The 14,961-nt window shown below is 73.4% G+C and carries 14 protein-coding genes, 2 pseudogenes and 1 riboswitch; of the genes and pseudogenes, 8 read left to right on the top strand and 8 right to left on the bottom strand.

What is annotated here, in order from left to right:
- Positions 1-129 precede the first annotated feature (129 nt).
- Genes ACIBQ8_RS23015 through alc form a run of 3 tightly spaced genes read left to right on the top strand, consistent with a single transcriptional unit; the run spans position 130 to position 3,527 of the window.
- Positions 130-1,272, top strand: a complete 1,143-nt coding sequence (locus ACIBQ8_RS23015) for a glycerate kinase (protein WP_397192916.1) — start codon at positions 130-132, stop codon at positions 1,270-1,272.
- Complete coding sequence (gene allB, locus ACIBQ8_RS23010; protein ID WP_397171244.1) at positions 1,269-2,579, top strand: allantoinase AllB; 1,311 nt, start codon at positions 1,269-1,271, stop codon at positions 2,577-2,579. Before ACIBQ8_RS23015 ends, allB begins: the two co-directional genes overlap by 4 nt.
- Positions 2,580-3,527, top strand: a complete 948-nt coding sequence (gene alc / locus ACIBQ8_RS23005; RefSeq protein ID WP_397192915.1) for an allantoicase — start codon at positions 2,580-2,582, stop codon at positions 3,525-3,527. It abuts the gene before it with no gap.
- A 9-nt stretch (positions 3,528-3,536) separates the two neighbouring features.
- On the opposite strand, the gene pknB is transcribed toward alc, so the two are convergent.
- The 5 genes and pseudogenes from pknB to ACIBQ8_RS22980 all read right to left on the bottom strand — a co-directional run.
- Positions 3,537-5,462: a Stk1 family PASTA domain-containing Ser/Thr kinase gene (gene pknB / locus ACIBQ8_RS23000; RefSeq protein ID WP_397171248.1), complete on the bottom strand. Its 1,926-nt coding sequence runs from the start codon at positions 5,460-5,462 to the stop codon at positions 3,537-3,539.
- A 165-nt stretch (positions 5,463-5,627) separates the two neighbouring features.
- Positions 5,628-6,383 carry a thiazole synthase gene (locus ACIBQ8_RS22995; protein WP_397171250.1) on the bottom strand — a complete coding sequence of 252 codons (756 nt, stop codon included), beginning with the start codon at positions 6,381-6,383 and terminating at the stop codon, positions 5,628-5,630.
- A complete protein-coding gene (gene thiS / locus ACIBQ8_RS22990; RefSeq protein ID WP_352331034.1) occupies positions 6,376-6,576 on the bottom strand; it encodes a sulfur carrier protein ThiS in 201 nt (66 codons plus the stop codon). The genes ACIBQ8_RS22995 and thiS overlap by 8 nt, the downstream gene beginning before the upstream one ends.
- 218 nt (positions 6,577-6,794) lie before the next feature.
- Positions 6,795-7,784 (bottom strand): annotated as a pseudogene (locus tag ACIBQ8_RS22985) (FAD-dependent oxidoreductase); the annotation flags it as partial.
- Positions 7,785-7,991: 207 nt separating this feature from the next.
- Positions 7,992-8,204 (bottom strand): annotated as a pseudogene (locus ACIBQ8_RS22980) (FAD-dependent oxidoreductase); the annotation flags it as partial.
- Positions 8,194-8,310: riboswitch (TPP riboswitch) on the bottom strand. (Overlaps the previous pseudogene by 11 nt.)
- A 52-nt stretch (positions 8,311-8,362) precedes the next feature.
- Here ACIBQ8_RS22980 and ACIBQ8_RS22975 point away from each other — a divergent pair.
- Genes ACIBQ8_RS22975 through thiE form a run of 3 tightly spaced genes read left to right on the top strand, consistent with a single transcriptional unit; the run spans position 8,363 to position 10,568 of the window.
- Positions 8,363-9,532 carry an NAD(P)/FAD-dependent oxidoreductase gene (locus ACIBQ8_RS22975; protein WP_397171253.1) on the top strand — a complete coding sequence of 390 codons (1,170 nt, stop codon included), beginning with the start codon at positions 8,363-8,365 and terminating at the stop codon, positions 9,530-9,532.
- Between the two features lie 30 nt (positions 9,533-9,562).
- Positions 9,563-9,937 (top strand): Rv2175c family DNA-binding protein, encoded by a 375-nt coding sequence (locus ACIBQ8_RS22970; RefSeq protein WP_397171254.1) that lies wholly within the window; start codon positions 9,563-9,565, stop codon positions 9,935-9,937.
- A complete protein-coding gene (gene thiE / locus ACIBQ8_RS22965; protein ID WP_397171256.1) occupies positions 9,915-10,568 on the top strand; it encodes a thiamine phosphate synthase in 654 nt (217 codons plus the stop codon). The genes ACIBQ8_RS22970 and thiE overlap by 23 nt, the downstream gene beginning before the upstream one ends.
- Positions 10,569-10,653: 85 nt before the next feature.
- On the opposite strand, the gene ACIBQ8_RS22960 is transcribed toward thiE, so the two are convergent.
- Entirely contained in the window at positions 10,654-11,721 is a 1,068-nt protein-coding gene (locus ACIBQ8_RS22960) for a polyprenyl synthetase family protein (RefSeq protein ID WP_397171258.1), read from the bottom strand.
- An 85-nt stretch (positions 11,722-11,806) separates the two neighbouring features.
- Here ACIBQ8_RS22960 and metF point away from each other — a divergent pair, with 85 nt between their 5' ends.
- A complete protein-coding gene (gene metF / locus ACIBQ8_RS22955; RefSeq protein ID WP_357967900.1) occupies positions 11,807-12,727 on the top strand; it encodes a methylenetetrahydrofolate reductase [NAD(P)H] in 921 nt (306 codons plus the stop codon).
- Between the two features lie 186 nt (positions 12,728-12,913).
- Here the strand turns inward: metF and ACIBQ8_RS22950 are convergent, their stop codons facing one another.
- Together ACIBQ8_RS22950 and ACIBQ8_RS22945 are read right to left on the bottom strand one after the other, a co-directional pair.
- The gene (locus ACIBQ8_RS22950) at positions 12,914-13,477 is read right to left on the bottom strand and encodes a GNAT family N-acetyltransferase (RefSeq protein ID WP_397192914.1); all 564 of its coding nucleotides are present in this window, start codon (positions 13,475-13,477) and stop codon (positions 12,914-12,916) included.
- A 10-nt stretch (positions 13,478-13,487) separates the two neighbouring features.
- Positions 13,488-13,964 carry a YbaK/EbsC family protein gene (locus ACIBQ8_RS22945; RefSeq protein ID WP_397171262.1) on the bottom strand — a complete coding sequence of 159 codons (477 nt, stop codon included), beginning with the start codon at positions 13,962-13,964 and terminating at the stop codon, positions 13,488-13,490.
- 195 nt (positions 13,965-14,159) lie between these two features.
- Here ACIBQ8_RS22945 and ACIBQ8_RS22940 point away from each other — a divergent pair, with 195 nt between their 5' ends.
- On the top strand, positions 14,160-14,915 hold the full coding sequence (locus ACIBQ8_RS22940; protein ID WP_397192913.1) for a L,D-transpeptidase family protein: 756 nt from the start codon (positions 14,160-14,162) through the stop codon (positions 14,913-14,915).
- Positions 14,916-14,961: the final 46 nt, after the last annotated feature.

Raw genomic sequence — 14,961 nt, 5'->3', positions numbered from 1 at the left:
GGCCGCCGCCGGCCGGGGGGCTGATGTGATGATGAGTCACGCCTTCCTGCCCGCTCGCACCGGGCAGGAAGGCGTGTCCGGCCATTGTTCAGCATCTTGTGGGAGTTCGTAGTGGTAAAGCAGGTTCTGGTGGCACCCGACAAGTTCAAGGGCTCCCTCACGGCCGCCGAGGTCGCGGCCCGGGTGTCGGCCGGGCTCGGGGTGCCCACGGTCGAGCTGCCGGTCGCCGACGGCGGCGACGGCACCGTCGAGGCGGCCGTGGCCTGCGGGTTCGACCGCGTCACCGTGGAGGTCACCGGGCCCACCGGCGAACGCGTGCCCGCGGCCTACGCCTGGCGGGCGGCCGGAGGCCCGCCGACGGCCGTGGTCGAGCTGGCCGAGGCGTCCGGGCTGCGGCGGCTGTCCGCCGGACCGGCCCCCTTGACCGCCACCTCCTACGGCACCGGAGAGCTGATCGCCGACGCCCTGCGCAGAGGCGCCCGGCGGATCGTCCTCGGGCTCGGCGGCAGCGCCTCCACCGACGGGGGAGCGGGCATGGTCCGCGCGCTCGGCGCCCGCCTGCTCGACGGCGACGGCGCCGAGCTGCCCGAAGGCGGCGCCGCGCTGCGCGGGCTGGCCCGCATCGACCTGTCCGGGTTCGCCGACGTCTCCGGGGTGGAGTTCGTGGTCGCGGGCGACGTGGACAACCCGCTGCTCGGCCCGCACGGGGCCGCCGCCGTCTACGGGCCGCAGAAGGGCGCCACGCCCGAGGACGTCAAGGTGCTGGAGGCGGGCCTGTCCCGGCTGGCCGCCGTCGCCACCCAGACCCACGGCCTGCTCGGCGCCGTCGAGCACGACGACACCCCGCGCGCCATGGGCGTGGCCGGAGCCCCCGGGGCGGGCGCGGCGGGCGGCGTCGGGTTCGCGGCGCTGGCCTTCCTCCACGCCGAGCTGCGGCCCGGCATCGAGTACCTGCTCGACCTGCTCGGCTTCGGCGCGCTCGTCCAGGGCGCGCGGCTGGTGATCACCGGCGAGGGGTCGCTCGACGAGCAGTCCCTGCGCGGCAAGGCGCCGATCGGCGTGGCCCAGGCCGCGGCCAGGGCGGGCGTGCCGGTGGTCGCGGTCTGCGGCCGGCGCACCCTCGGCGACACCGAGCTCAAGGACGCCGGCATCGAGGCCGCCTACGCCCTGACCGACCTGGAGCCCGACCCGGCCCGGTGCATGGCCGAGGCCGGGCCGCTGCTGGAACGCCTGGCCGCCCGGGTGGCCGCCGAGCATCTGGAGGCCGGATGACCGTCCACGACCTCGTCGTCCGCTCGCGCAGGGTGGTCACGCCCGAGGGGGAGCGGGCCGCGGCCGTCGCCGTGCGGGGCGAACGCGTCCAGGCCCTGTACGACTACGCCGAGCCCCTCGACGCCGCCGCGGACATCGACCTGCGCGACCTGCCCCTGCTCCCCGGCCTGGTGGACGCGCACGTCCACGTCAACGAGCCGGGCCGCACCCACTGGGAGGGCTTCGCCTCGGCCACCAGGGCGGCCGCCGCCGGCGGGGTGACCACGATCGTGGACATGCCGCTCAACTCCGTGCCGCCGACCGTCAGCGTGGAGGCGCTGGAGGCCAAGCTGCGGGCCGCCCGCGGGCAGTGCCACGTGGACGTCGCGTTCTGGGGCGGCGCGGTGCCCGGCAACCTCAAGGAGCTCCGGCCGCTGCACGAGCGCGGCGTCCGGGGCTTCAAGTGCTTCATGTCCCCCTCGGGCGTCGAGGAGTTCCCGCCGCTCGCCACGGCCGAGCTGCGGGCGGTGCTGACCGAGGTGGCCGGGTTCGGCGGGCTCGTCGTGGTGCACGCCGAGGACCCCGAGCTGCTGGCCGAGCCGGGCGGGCCGACGTACCGGGAGTTCCTGGAGTCGCGGCCGGGAGCCGCCGAGCGCAGCGCGGTCGCCACGGTCGTCGGGCTGGCCGCCGAGACCGGCGCGCGCGTGCACGTCCTGCACGTCTCCAGCGCCGAATGCCTCGACGTGCTGGCGCGGGCCCAGGCCGACGGGGTGGCGGTCACGGCCGAGACCTGCCCCCACTACCTGACGCTGGAGGCCGAGCAGGTGCCCGAGGGGCGCACGGCGTACAAGTGCTGCCCGCCCATCCGCTCGCGGGCCAACCGCGAGCTGCTGTGGGACGGCCTGGCCCGCGGCGTGCTGAGCAGCGTCGTCTCCGACCACTCGCCCTCGCCCGCCGACCTGAAGGTGCCCGACTTCGCCGCCGCCTGGGGCGGAGTCGCCTCCCTCCAGCTCGGCCTGTCCGCGGTCTGGACGGAGGCCGCCCGGCGCGGCCACACCCTCGCCGACGTCGTCCGCTGGATGTCGGCCGCGCCCGCCGAGACGGCCGGACTCCCCGGCAAGGGCGCGATCCGCCCCGGCGGCGACGCCGACCTGGTCGCCTTCGACCCCGACGCCGACAACCCGGTGGACGCCGCCCGCCTGCACCACCGCAACCCCGTCACCCCCTACCACGGCCGCGTGCTCAAAGGCGCGGTGCTGACCACCTGGCTGCGCGGCCGTCCCGTGGACGGCGAGCCGCACGGCCGCCTCATCCTCGGGGAGCAGTAGATGCCCGGCTTCACCACCCTGCCCGACCTGGCCCTGCGCACCCTCGGCGGCGCGGTCGTGGCGGCCAGCGACGAGTCCTTCGCCGAGAAGGAGAGCCTGATCAGGCCGGGCCGTCCCGGCTTCCGCGCCGAGACCTTCGGCAACAAGGGGCAGGTGTACGACGGCTGGGAGACCCGCCGCCGCCGCACCCCCGGCCACGACTGGGCGCTGGTGCGGCTGGGCCTGCCGGGCGCGATCCGCGGCGTGGTGATCGACACGGCCTGGTTCAAGGGCAACTACCCGCCGTACGCCTCGGTCGAGGCCGCCGCCGTGCCCGGCCATCCCTCGCCCGCCGAGCTGGCCGCCGCCGACTGGACGGAGATCGTCCCGAGGACCACACTCAAGGGCGACGCCGAGCACCACGTCGAGGTCACCGGCGACGACACCCGCTACACCCACGTACGCCTGAACATGTACCCCGACGGCGGCATCGCCCGCCTGCGCGTGCACGGCGAGGTACGCCCCGACCTGTCCGTCTACGAAGGGCTGAGCCTCGACCTGGCCGCCCTCCAGAACGGCGGCCTGGTCACCGCCTGCTCCGACGAGTTCTACTCCGCGCCCAACAACGTCATCGCCCCCGGCCTGGCCCGCCACCAGGCGGAGGGCTGGGAGACCGCGCGCCGCCGCGAGCCCGGCAACGACTGGCTGCTCATCCGCCTGGCCGGGCCGGGCCTGGTGCGCCTGGCCGAGATCGACACCACGAACCTCATCTTCAACGCCCCCGGCCACGTCGCGCTCACCGGGCTGTCCGGCGGGCGCGAGGTCACGCTGCTGCCCAGGACCCGGTTGCAGCCCGACACGCCCCACCGCTTCCGGCTCGGCCACCCCGAACCGGTCACCCACGTACGGGTCGACATCTACCCCGACGGCGGGCTGGCCAGGGTGCGCCTGCACGGGCACCTGGCCTGACCCGGCGCGCTACTGCCAGAGGAAGACCGTCGCGCCGGGCGGCCGCTCGCTGTTCGGTAACGGCCGCTGGTACTGCACGACGCCGCCGTTGGCCAGCCGCTGGACCCGCACGTGGAAGCCCAGCGACTCCAGCTCCGCCTTGGCGTCCTTGACGTTCTTGCCGATGACCGCGGGCACCAGGCGGAAGTCCTGGTCGTCGCGGGCCTCGTTGTCGCCCTTGAACCAGTCCCAGAAGTCGGTCTGGCAGCGCGCCACCGTGATCATCGTGGGCGTGCCCTTGTCGACTTCGGACTTGGCCTTCGGCGCCTGGGCGATGACCGTGCACGGCTCGGCGTCGTCGTCGACCTCGTTGACCTGCACCTGGAAGCCCTGGCCGCCGAGGTAGGCGGCGGCCTCGTCCTTCGGCATGCCGGTGACGTCGGGCATCACCATGCCGGCGCTCACGAAGATGCCGACCTTCGCGCCCTCCTTGACCTTCTCGCCGGCCTCGGGGGAGCTGCGGATCACCTTGTTCCGCTCGACCTCGCCGTTGGGCAGGCGCTTGACGCTGCCCACGGTGAGCCCGGCCTCGGCGATCTTGATGCGGGCCTCGTCGCTGGTCAGGCCCCTGACGCTGGGGACGATCACCCGCTTGGGGCCGAGCGAGGGCACCAGCGTGATCGTGCTGCCGCTCTCGACCTCGGTCTTGCCCTCGGGGTCGGTACGCAGCACCAGCCCCTCGGCGGTGTCCTCGTCGTACTCGCCGGCGATCTTCTTGACCTTGAAGCCCTTGCTCGTGGCGGCGCGCTCGGCGACCACCATGTTCTGGCCGATCAGGTCGGGCACCTGCACGTACTGGGTCTGCGAGAAGTACCAGCCGGTGAATGCCACCGCGACGACCATGACCGCGGCGAGCAGGACCAGGAACCAGTTGGGCCGGAACGACCGCTTGGACGGCGGCGGCGACACCGGCGGCGCCACCTCGGCGCGCGGCTGGATCAGCGTGTGGGCCGGCGCGGCCAGCGGCATCGACGGGGCGCCCGCGCCGCTCGGCCGCGGCGGCATCGACTGGTTGAACACCGCCGTCATGGCCGGCGGGGTGCTCAGCCGGGGCAGCATCCGGTGGGCGTCGACCGCCTCCACCAGCATCGCCGTGGCGTCGGCCGGACGGTCGTGGGGCTCGCGGGCCGTGGCGTGCGCGACCAGCGTGTCGATCAGCGGCGGCACCTCGGGCACCAGCGACGACGGCGGCGGCACGGTGTCGTGCACGTGCCGGTAGGCCACCGACATCGGCGTCTCGCCGTCGTAGGGCTGCTGCCCGGTCACCAGCTCGAACAGCATGATGCCCGCGGCGTAGACGTCGCTGCGCACGTCGGCGCCGCCGGTGGTGACCTGCTCGGGCGACATGTAGCCGATCGTGCCGATCATCACGCCGGTACGGGTCTGGTTGGTCGCCTCGATCGCCCTGGCCAGCCCGAAGTCGACGACCTTGACCCGGCCGTCGTCGGTCATCAGCACGTTCTCGGGCTTCACGTCGCGGTGGACCATCCCGGCCTGGTGGGCCGCGCCCAGGGCGGCCAGCACCGGGATCATGATCTCCAGCGCCTCGCGGGCGGGCAGCCTGCCGCGCTCGCGCAGGATGTCGCGCAGCGTGCGGCCCGGCACGTACTCCATCGACAGGTAGACGACGTCGGTGTCGGTGCCCTGGTCGAAGACGTGCACCACGTTGGGGTGGGACAGGCTGGCCACCGACTTGGCCTCGCCGATGAACCTGCGGACGAACGCCGGGTCCTCGGCGAGCGAGCGGTGCATGACCTTCAACGCGACAGTGCGATCCAGCCGGACGTCGAGCGCCAGGTAGACGGTCGCCATACCGCCCCGGGCGATCCGGCTCTCGATGCGGTAGCGCCCATCGAGGAGCCGCCCGACCAGGGGGTCCGCAGTCGTCTTATCCACCACCCCCCTGAGTTTACGGGCGTTTTGCCACCGGCAGGGCCCGCGCGCCCGAAACCGATGCGGAGACGTTCCCGCCGGAACGGCCCCGACCGGCGGGAGGGCCGGCGCGAGCCGGTCCCTCCGTGGACCTCATCCGTGGACCTCAGGGGGATCACCAAGGGATCTCTAGGGGGTCGTCGGCGAGGACGCCTCGGCGTAGCGGCGACGCGGGATGCGGCCCGCCTGCCGCGCCTGGCGCCCGGCCGCCACGGCCGCCCTCATCGCCGAGGCCATGAGCTCGGGCCGCTGCGCCCGGGTGACCGCCGTGGCCAGCAGCACCGCGTCGCAGCCCAGCTCCATGGCCAGGGCGGCGTCGCTGGCCGTGCCGATGCCGGCGTCGAGGATCACCGGCACCCCGGCGGCCTCCACGATCAGCTCGATGTTGTGCGGGTTCCTGATCCCGAGCCCCGAGCCGATCGGCGCGCCCAGCGGCATCACCGCCGCGCAGCCGGCCTGCTCCAGCCGCCGCGCCAGCGCCGGGTCGTCGCCGATGTACGGCAGCACCACGAATCCGTCGGCCACCAGCCGCTCGGCCGCGTCGAAGGTCTCGATCGGGTCGGGCAGCAGCGTGCGCTCGTCGGAGATGACCTCAAGCTTGACCCAGTTCGTCCCCAGGGCCTCGCGGGCCAGCCGGGCCGTGAGCACGGCCTCGCCCGCGGTGAAGCAGCCCGCGGTGTTCGGCAGCACCTTGATGTCGCGGCGGCGCAGCACGTCGAGGACCGAGCCGCGGGCGCCGGGGTCGAGCCGCCGCATGGCCACCGTGGTCAGCTCGGTCCCCGAGGCGACCAGGGCCTGGTCGAGCACGTCGAGGGAGGGCGCGCCGCCGGTGCCCATGATGAGCCGGGAGGCGAACTTCTCCCCGGCGATGATCAGCTCATCCACCCTGCACCGCCGTCAGCACCTCGACGCGGTCGCGGTCGCCGAGCGCCGTCGTCTCCCACGAGCTGCGCGTGACCACCTCGTCGTTCACGGCCACGGCCACTCCGGTGGTGGCCGTGGTCAGCGTCCGTACGGCCTGGGCCACGGTGGTGCCGTCGGCCACCTCGTGCGCGGCGCCGTTGATCGTCACAATCATGAAATATCCCGAAATCTCGCGGGCGAGCACAGCGCGGCCAGCTCGCCCTCCTCACCCGTCAGAATCCCCGCGCCCGCCGAAGTACCCGCCGCCTGGTCCGCCGTGTGGGCCGCTGCCTGGTCCGCCGTGTGGGCCGCCGTCTGTGTGGCCGTCTGTGTGGCTGTCTGTGTGGCTTTCTGGGCCGTTGTCGAGGTGGCCGTCGGGGTCGTCGTGGCCGGGGGTGTCGCGGCCGGTGTCAGCACCGTCGCTGTGACCAGGGCGGCCGTCAGGGGGGCCAGCAGCACGCCGCCCCGATGGTGGCCGGTCGCCAGCACCAGCCCGGGGACCCCGCCCGCCCCGATGATCGGCAGGTTGTCGGGGGTGCCCGGACGCAGCCCGGCGACCACGTCCGCGACCTCCAGCTCGGTGACGCCCGGCACCAGTTCCCTGGCGTCGCGCAGCAGCTCGTAGAGCCCGCCAGCGGTGACCCGGGTGTCGAACCCCAGCTCCTCCTGGGTCGCCCCGAGCACCAGCTCGCCGTCGCCCCTGGGGACGAGGTAGACGGGCGCGCCGTGCACCGTCCCGCGTACGCACCGGCCGAGCAGCGGCTGCGGCGACCGCAACCGCATGATCTGCCCCTTGACCGGCCGGACGGGCACGTCGGCCAGCTCCCCGCTCCAAGCCCCGGCGGCCAGCACCACCCGCTCGGCCTCGATCACCCGCGCCGCCGGCTCAGGCTGACCGGGCACAGGCTCAAGCCGCACCCCGATCACAGCTCCCGTCGCGGCACCTGCCCCAGCCCCCGTCACAGGCCCTGCCACACCGCCTGTCCCAGCACCGAGCCCAGCACCGGACCCAGGGCCAATCCCAGAGCCGGTTCCAAAGCCGGTCCCAGCGCCTGTCGCGGCGTCTGGAGCGGTGTCGCCGTCGCGCAGCAGTCCGGTCACCCGCGCGCGCACCACGGGCACGCCCAGCCGGTCGAGCGCGGCCAGCAGCGCCGCCGTGACCCGGCGCGGATCGACCCAGGCGTCACCGGGGGCCAGCAGCCCGCCGCGCACCGAAGGGGCCAGCATGGGCTCCAGACGGCGGCACTCGCGCCCGGTCAGCCGCTCGACCCGCAGCCCCAGCTTGTCCATGAACGCCGCCAGGTCGTCGAGCGCCGCGAGGTCGTCGGCCCCGAAGGCGACGTCGAGCGTGCCGTCGGCGCGCAGGTCGAGCGCACGGCCGGCGGCCCCCTCCGGCCCGATCACCCCGAACGAGCCCCCGAACGCCTCCCAGCCCCCGCGCCCGGCCCCGCCACCGGTACCACCGGGACGACCACCGGAACCGCCGCTCAGGCCCGCGCCGCCACCCGGCCCGAGCCCCGAACCGGGGCCCGTACCAAGCCCTGCACCAAGCCCCGAAGCGAGACCGGCGTCGGCGGCCAGTTCGGCGGCGAAGGACGGCCACCGGCTCAGCGAGGCGGCCCCCAGCCGCAGCAGCGGCTCCTCGGTGTAGGCGACCTCGCTGACGGGCGCCAGCATCCCGGCCGCCGCGTAGGACGCCCCACGGCCCGGGGCCGGATCGACCACCGTGACGGGCAACCCCTCGCGGGCCAGCCGCCAGGCGATCGACAACCCGACGACCCCGCCGCCCACGATCACATTCATCCGCGCTCCCTTCGCCGGCATGATCCGGATCAGGTGTCTTGCGGTCGAAGGCCCGCTCAAGCCTTCCTCTCAGCCCGGTGACGGCCGGACTCCCGCGCGTCTTGCGCCTCCAGCCTACGGCCTCGGCGCGACGCACCGGCACCGCCCCCGTTATGGTCATGAACGTGAACCATGTCGTAGTGGTGGGAGCGGGCCTGGCCGGGCTGCGCAGCGCGGAGGCGCTGCGCGGGCGCGGCTTCACCGGACGGATCACGCTGATCGGCCAGGAGCGCCATCGGCCCTACGACCGTCCGCCGTTGTCCAAGGCCGTCCTGTCCGGCGCGGCCGACTCCAGCTTCCTGGAGGCCGACCTCGACGCGCTGGAGGTCGACTTCTGGCCCGGCGTCACCGCCAAGGCCCTGCGCGAGGGCGTCGTGGAGACGACCGAGGGCCAGCTCGGCTACGACGGCCTCGTGATCGCCACCGGCACCGAGCCGATCACCGTGCCCGGCGACGGCCCCCAGCACGTCCTGCGCACCCTCGACGACGCCCACGAGCTGCGCGCCGGGCTCGTGGCCGGAGCGCACGTGGCGATCATCGGCGCCGGCTGGATCGGCGCCGAGGTGGCCACCGCCGCCCGCAAGGCCGGCTGCTCGGTGACCGTGATCGAGGCGGGCCCCGCCCCGCTGGCCAACGCCGTCGGCCCGGAGATCGGCGCCCGCACCCGGCACTGGTACGACGGCATCGACCTGCGCCTGAACACCATGGTCGACGAGGTGGACGAGGGCGGCGTGCGGCTGGTGGGCGGCGAGTTCGTCCAGGCGCACGTGGTCGTCACGGGCATCGGCGTGCGGCCGGCCGTCGAGTGGCTGGCCGGCTCCGACATCGACCTGCACAACGGCGTCGTCACCGACGAGCACCTGCGCACGTCCATGCCGAACGTGGTCGCCGCCGGCGACTGCGCGGCCTGGTGGTCGCGCCGCTACGGCGTCCGGCTGCGCGTCGAGCACTGGGACACCGCGCTCGGCTCGCCCGAGGTCGCCGCCGCGACCCTGCTGGGGGAGGAGGCCGTCTACGACCCGGCGCCCTACTTCTGGTCCGAGCAGTTCGGTCACATGGTCCAGTACATCGGCCACCACCCCTCCGGCGACCGCCTGCTCTACCGGGGCGAGCCCGAGGGCAAGTGGTCGGCCGTCTGGCTGACGTCCGGCGACACCCTCGCCGCCGTGCTCGCCGTCGACCGGCCCCGGGACTACGTGCAGGGCCGTAGGATCATCGAAGGCGGGCATCGCCTCGACACAGAACGCCTGGTAGATCCAGAGGTCCCCCTACGGGATTGTGTTGTTTGAGCAAGGACGGCATGTGGTAGTTGTGGTTTCGTGACGCTTTCTGTTGCACAGATCGACCGGGAGACCGACCAGCTCGTCGACGAGTGGCTCACTCTCCCCGAAGTGGCCTCACGCCTCGACCTCTCGATCGGGCGGGCCAAGCAACTCCTCAAGGACCACAAGCTGCTCGGCGTGCGCCGCGGCGGCGGCGGGCCACAGGTTCCCGCGGTGTTCCTCGACGGGAAGGACGTGATGAAGGGCCTGCCCGGCACACTGACCGTGTTGCAGGACGCCGGCTACGACGACGTCGAGTCGCTGCGCTGGCTCTTCACCCCAGACGAGTCCCTGCCGGGGTCGCCCATCGAGGCGATCAAGGCCGGCCGTCACACGGAGGTCAAGCGGCGTGCCCAGGCCCTCGCTTTCTGAGGCCCGCCTCTATCTCTGCACCGACGGCCGCCGCGACCGCGGCGACCTGGCAGAGTTCCTCGACTCGGTGCTGGCCGGCGGCGTGGACATCATCCAGCTGCGGGAGAAGGGCCTGGAGGCACGCGAAGAACTCGCGCTCCTGGAGGTCTTCCGCGACGCCTGCGACCGGCACGGCAAGCTGCTGGCCGTCAACGACCGGGCGGACATCGCCTTCGCCGCCCGGCCCGACGTGCTCCACCTGGGGCAGGACGACCTTCCCGTGACGGTCGCGCGAGAGATACTCGGCGACGACATCGTCATCGGCCGGTCCACCCACTCCGTCGCCGAGGCGTCCGCCGCGGCCGTGGAGGAGGGCGTCGACTACTTCTGCTGCGGCCCGATCTGGCCCACGCCGACCAAGCCGGGCCGCCACGCGCCCGGCCCGGCGCTGCTGCGGCACGCGGCCTCGCTGGGCCCGGCCCCGGGTTCCGGATCGCCGCGGCCGTGGTTCGGGATCGGCGGCATCGACCTCGCCAACCTCGACGAGGTCATGTCGTACGGCGTGAGCCGCGTGGTGGTCGTCCGCGCGATCACCGACGCGGACGACCCGGGAGCGGCGGCGGCCGAGTTCGCCAAACGCCTGACCCCCTGACCCGACCGGGCGCCCGTTTACGACGGGCGCCCGCCTTTTTGTCGAGGCCAGATGCCGGGGTTTTCCCTGAGGCCAGGCGGCGCGGTCAGGTCCTGCGGGACGTCGCGGCGATGGCCAGCTCGGTCAGCGCCGCGCGCGACCCGGCGGTGACCGGCGCCTCGTCGAGCGCGGCCAGCGCGTCGGCCAGATAACCGGCGATCAGGTCTTCGCACTCCCGCAGCGCGCCGCTGTCGGCGATGATCTGGCGCAGGGCGCTCACGCCGTCCTCGTCGAGCGCGGGGTCGCCGAGCAGCCTGCGCACCGTCGCGGCCGCCTCCGGGGGCGCCGCGGCCAGGGTGCGGGCCACCAGCATCGTGCGCTTGCCCTCCCGCAGGTCGTCGCCGGCCGGCTTGCCGGTCTGGGCCGGGTCGCCGAACACGCCGAGGATGTCGTCCCTGAGCTGGAAGGCGATGCCGACGCGGCGGCCGTAGCCGGTGCACAGCTCGTCCATCCACGGCTCCAGCGCGCCGGCCGCGAGCACCAGCCCGAGCCGCAGCGGCTGCTCCACCGAGTACTTGCCGCTCTTGAACAGCGCCACCCGCAGCGCCGACTCGAAGGTGTTCTCGCCGTGGGCCTGCTCCAGCAGGTCGAGGTACTGGCCGCACATCAGCTCGGTGCGCATGTGGTCGTGGACGGGCTGGGCGGCGGCCAGCGACGCCGGCGGCAGGCCGCTGGTGCGCCACATCTCGCCCGACCACACCAGCAGCAGGTTGCCCAGCAGGATGGCGGCCCCCTCGCCGAACTGCTCGGCCGAGCCGTGCCAGCCCTCCTTCTCGTGCAGGGACTGGAAGCGGCGGTGGGCGGCCGGCATGCCCCTGCGCAGGTCGCTCTTGTCCATCACGTCGTCGTGCACGAGCGCGCTGGCCTGCAACAGCTCCAGCGACGCGGCGGCGGTGAAGATCTCGGGCACGTCGGTGCCGCCCGCGCCGCGCCAGCCCCAGTAGCAGAACGCGGGACGCAGGCGCTTGCCGCCGGCCAGCAGGTCGCCCGCGGCGGCGCGCAGCGGTTCGAGCTCGGCGTCGCCCGAGGCGGGCAGCTGCCGTTCGACGAACTCCCCGAGGGCGCGCTCCACCTGGGTGCGCAGGGCGTCCATGCTCGCGGCGTCAGTGGTCATGCCTTGAGACTAGTGGGCGCGGACTCGGGGTCGGGTCCCCGGTCTAGGGGCGGCCGATCCGGACACCGGCCTGTACGCTTGGGACATGGCGCTTGGTCGACCCTCCATCCTGCCCGATCGTGTCCCCACCGTCCGCGAGCTGCTCGCCACCGGTGGCCGGTCGTTCTCCTTCGAGTTCTTCCCGCCGAAGACCGACGAGGGCGAGCGGCAGCTGTGGAAGGCGATCAGGGAGCTGGAGTCCCTGCGCCCCACGTTCGTCTCGGTGACCTACGGGGCCGGCGGCTCGACCCGCGACCGCACGGTCGACATCGTCGAGCGCCTGGCCCACGACACCACGCTCACCCCTGTGGCGCACTTCACGGCGGTCAACCACTCGCTGCGCGAGCTGCGCCACCTGGTCGGCCGCTTCGCCGACGCGGGGGTGCGCAACATCCTGGCCGTGCGCGGCGACCCGCCCGGCGACCCGACCGCCGAGTGGGTGCGGCATCCCGAGGGCGTGCTCTACGCCGAGGAGCTGGTGCGGCTCATCCGGCAGGCGGGCGAGTTCTGCGTGGGGGTGGCGGCGTTCCCGTACAAGCATCCGCGCTCGCCGTCGATCGAGTCCGACACCGAATACTTCGTGCGCAAGTGCCGCGCCGGGGCCGACTACGCGATCACCCAGATGTTCTTCCAGGCCGACGACTACCTGCGGCTGCGCGACCGGGTGGCGGCCCAGGGCTGTGACACGCCGATTATCCCGTGCATCATGCCGGTCACGCAGATGAGCACGATCGCGCGGTCGGAGCAGCTGTCGGGGGCGCCGTTCCCGGCCGAGGTGGCGGCCCGCTTCGAGGCGGTCGCCGACGACCCGGCCGCGGTGCGGGCGCTCGGCATCGAGCACGGCGCGGAGCTGTGCCAGCGGCTGCTCGACGAGGGCGCGCCCGGCATCCACTTCATCACGTTCAACCGGTCCAGCGCCTCGCGCGAGGTGTTCCAGCGCCTGACGCCGGTCGCCGCCACCGCCTGACCCGCCGCCCCACCCCGTACAAGCGAATGCCCGTCACCCGCCCGCAGGGGGACCGGGCGGGTGACGGGCAAGGGGGTGGTATCCACTCGGTAACGTGTCCGTCACTTTCTGTCATGAAGATGCCCTCGGGCATGCTCCGGCAAACCCGGCAAGTACCGGCTTTACCTGCGGTGATGTGCGGCGCCCTCAGCCGAGGGGGAGTGGCCGGCCGACGATCGCGTACTCCTCGTGGCCGCCGGGGAAGACGAAGCGGGTCAGCAGGTCGGTGAAGCCCATGCTGGCGTAGAGGTGGCGGGCGGCCGTGGGGCGGTCGTGCGTGGACAACACGGCCGAGCGCTCGGTGCGGCCGGCGCACAGCGTGCGGATCATCGCCCGGCCGACGCCCTTGCCCTGGTGGTCGGGGTGCACGTGGATCTCGGCCAGCTCGAACGCGTGGCCCATCCAGGCGTGCGCGGCCTCCTCGCCCGCCTCCTCGGCCAGCGCCCTGCTCACCACGTCGTGCCACCACTGGCCGGTCGCGCCGCGGAAGCCGTACGCGAAGCCGACGATCCGGGGGCGCGCCACCCCGGCCGGGTCGCGCAGTTCTGCGAGATAGCACTGGAAATGGGGGTATGTGCCGTGATTTCGCATGATGGTCTTGCGGCCGGAGATCTGCTCGGGGGGCGGGTTCATCGCCGCCGTGTAGATGTCGATCACCGTGTCCAGGCGTTCGGTGAACTCGGCCGGGCCCGCCCCGCGAAACTCGATCACCCGTCGCACATTACTCGACGTCGGCCGGAGTGCCTCCGGTGATCGCCACCAACTCCTCGAACGTCGTCGGGAACACCGTCAGCGGGTGGCCGCCGGCCGCCCACACCACCTCGTGCTTGCTCAGCCAGTTGTCCACCAGGGTGCGGACCGGCGCCGGATGGCCGACCGGGGCCACCCCGCCGATCGGCTGACCGGTCGCGGCCCTGACGAACTCCGGCGTGGCCCGCCGCACCTCGGCGACGCCAGCCGTACGGGCGATGAGCTCGACGTCCACCCGGTGGGCGCCGCTGGTCAGGACCAGCAGCGGCGCGCCGTCGGCGTCGAAGATCAGGCTGTTGGCGATCGCCCCCACCTCGCAGCCGAGCTGGGCGGCCGCAGTCGCCGCGGTAGGAGCCTTCTCGGGCAGGACGACGATCTCTCCGGTGGCGCCCGCCGCGCGCAGGGCGGCCTCCACGACGACGGCGTTCGCCGGCAACTTCTCGGACATGAGGACACTCTAAACAGGTTGACCGGCTTATTACCTGTTCATGGTGGGTGGTGTAGGGTCCATCGATCCGGATAGTTCGTGATAAGAGAGGTGGTACCGGTGGGGGCTCGACGGCTGCCCGGAGTGGCTGCTCTGCTGACGGCTGGGGCCGTCGTACTCACGGGCTGCGGCGCGCAGGCGGACCCGTCAGCCGCGATGACCCGCATCGCCGGCGCGCCGGGCACGGCCGCCGCGCCAAGCGCGGCGGGGGCCAAGGCTGGCCCGGCGACGACGCCCCTCGCAGCGCCCGTCACGGCGCCCGTCACGGCGCCGCGCAAGACCTTGAAGCTGGGCGCGAAGGGCACGTCCGTCACCTGGTTGCAGCGGCGACTGGCGGCTCTGGGCTACCTGCCCGGCAAGGCCGACGGCAGTTACGGCGGCACCACGCTCGCCGCCGTCTGGGCCTTCCAGAAGGTCAACGGCATCGCGCCGACCAGCACGATCGCCCGCAGGACGTGGGAGGCGCTGGAGCAGCCGAGGACCCCGAAGGTGCTGGTGGCCAACGGCAAGCCGACCCGCGCCGAGGTCGACCTGACCAGGCAGATCATGGTCCTGTACGTCGGCGGCCAGGTGCGGCTGATCACCCACGTCTCCTCCGGCAGCGGCATCCCGTACTGCGAGACGACCACCTGGCAGGGCAAGGAGCAGCGGTTCTGCGGCTCGGCCCGCACGCCGACCGGCGACTTCCGCACGACGTGGCGGGCCAGCGGTTGGCACAAGTCCTACCTGGGGCAGCTCTACAACCCGATCTTCTTCAACGGCGGCATCGCCTTCCATGGCGCGCTGTCGGTGCCGCTCTCCCCGGCCTCGCACGGCTGCGTGCGCATGCCGATGAACGTCGCCGAGGTGCTGCCCGGCCTGCTCGGCAAGGGCGTTCCGGTGCACGTGAGAGGTGCGTTCAGGCGCGCATAACGTCCGCATAACCGGATCCGGTGACGGCCGGGTTATCCGCCTCTTG

Origin of the sequence: Nonomuraea sp. NPDC049646 (genome assembly GCF_044465525.1) — a bacterium.
Lineage (GTDB): Bacteria > Actinomycetota > Actinomycetes > Streptosporangiales > Streptosporangiaceae > Nonomuraea.
This window is presented reverse-complemented; position numbering and strand designations above follow the sequence as displayed.

What these genes read in the sequence shown, in the direction of transcription:
- thiS (WP_352331034.1), bottom strand. Translation starts at nt 6,576, where the DNA reads ATGATTGTGACGATCAACGGCGCCGCGCACGAGGTGGCCGACGGCACC.
- ACIBQ8_RS22960 (WP_397171258.1), bottom strand. Translation starts at nt 11,721, where the DNA reads ATGACCACTGACGCCGCGAGCATGGACGCCCTGCGCACCCAGGTGGAG.
- ACIBQ8_RS22945 (WP_397171262.1), bottom strand. Translation starts at nt 13,964, where the DNA reads ATGTCCGAGAAGTTGCCGGCGAACGCCGTCGTCGTGGAGGCCGCCCTG.
- metF (WP_357967900.1), top strand. Translation starts at nt 11,807, where the DNA reads ATGGCGCTTGGTCGACCCTCCATCCTGCCCGATCGTGTCCCCACCGTC.
- allB (WP_397171244.1), top strand. Translation starts at nt 1,269, where the DNA reads ATGACCGTCCACGACCTCGTCGTCCGCTCGCGCAGGGTGGTCACGCCC.
- ACIBQ8_RS22940 (WP_397192913.1), top strand. Translation starts at nt 14,160, where the DNA reads ATGACCCGCATCGCCGGCGCGCCGGGCACGGCCGCCGCGCCAAGCGCG.
- ACIBQ8_RS22975 (WP_397171253.1), top strand. Translation starts at nt 8,363, where the DNA reads ATGAACGTGAACCATGTCGTAGTGGTGGGAGCGGGCCTGGCCGGGCTG.
- alc (WP_397192915.1), top strand. Translation starts at nt 2,580, where the DNA reads ATGCCCGGCTTCACCACCCTGCCCGACCTGGCCCTGCGCACCCTCGGC.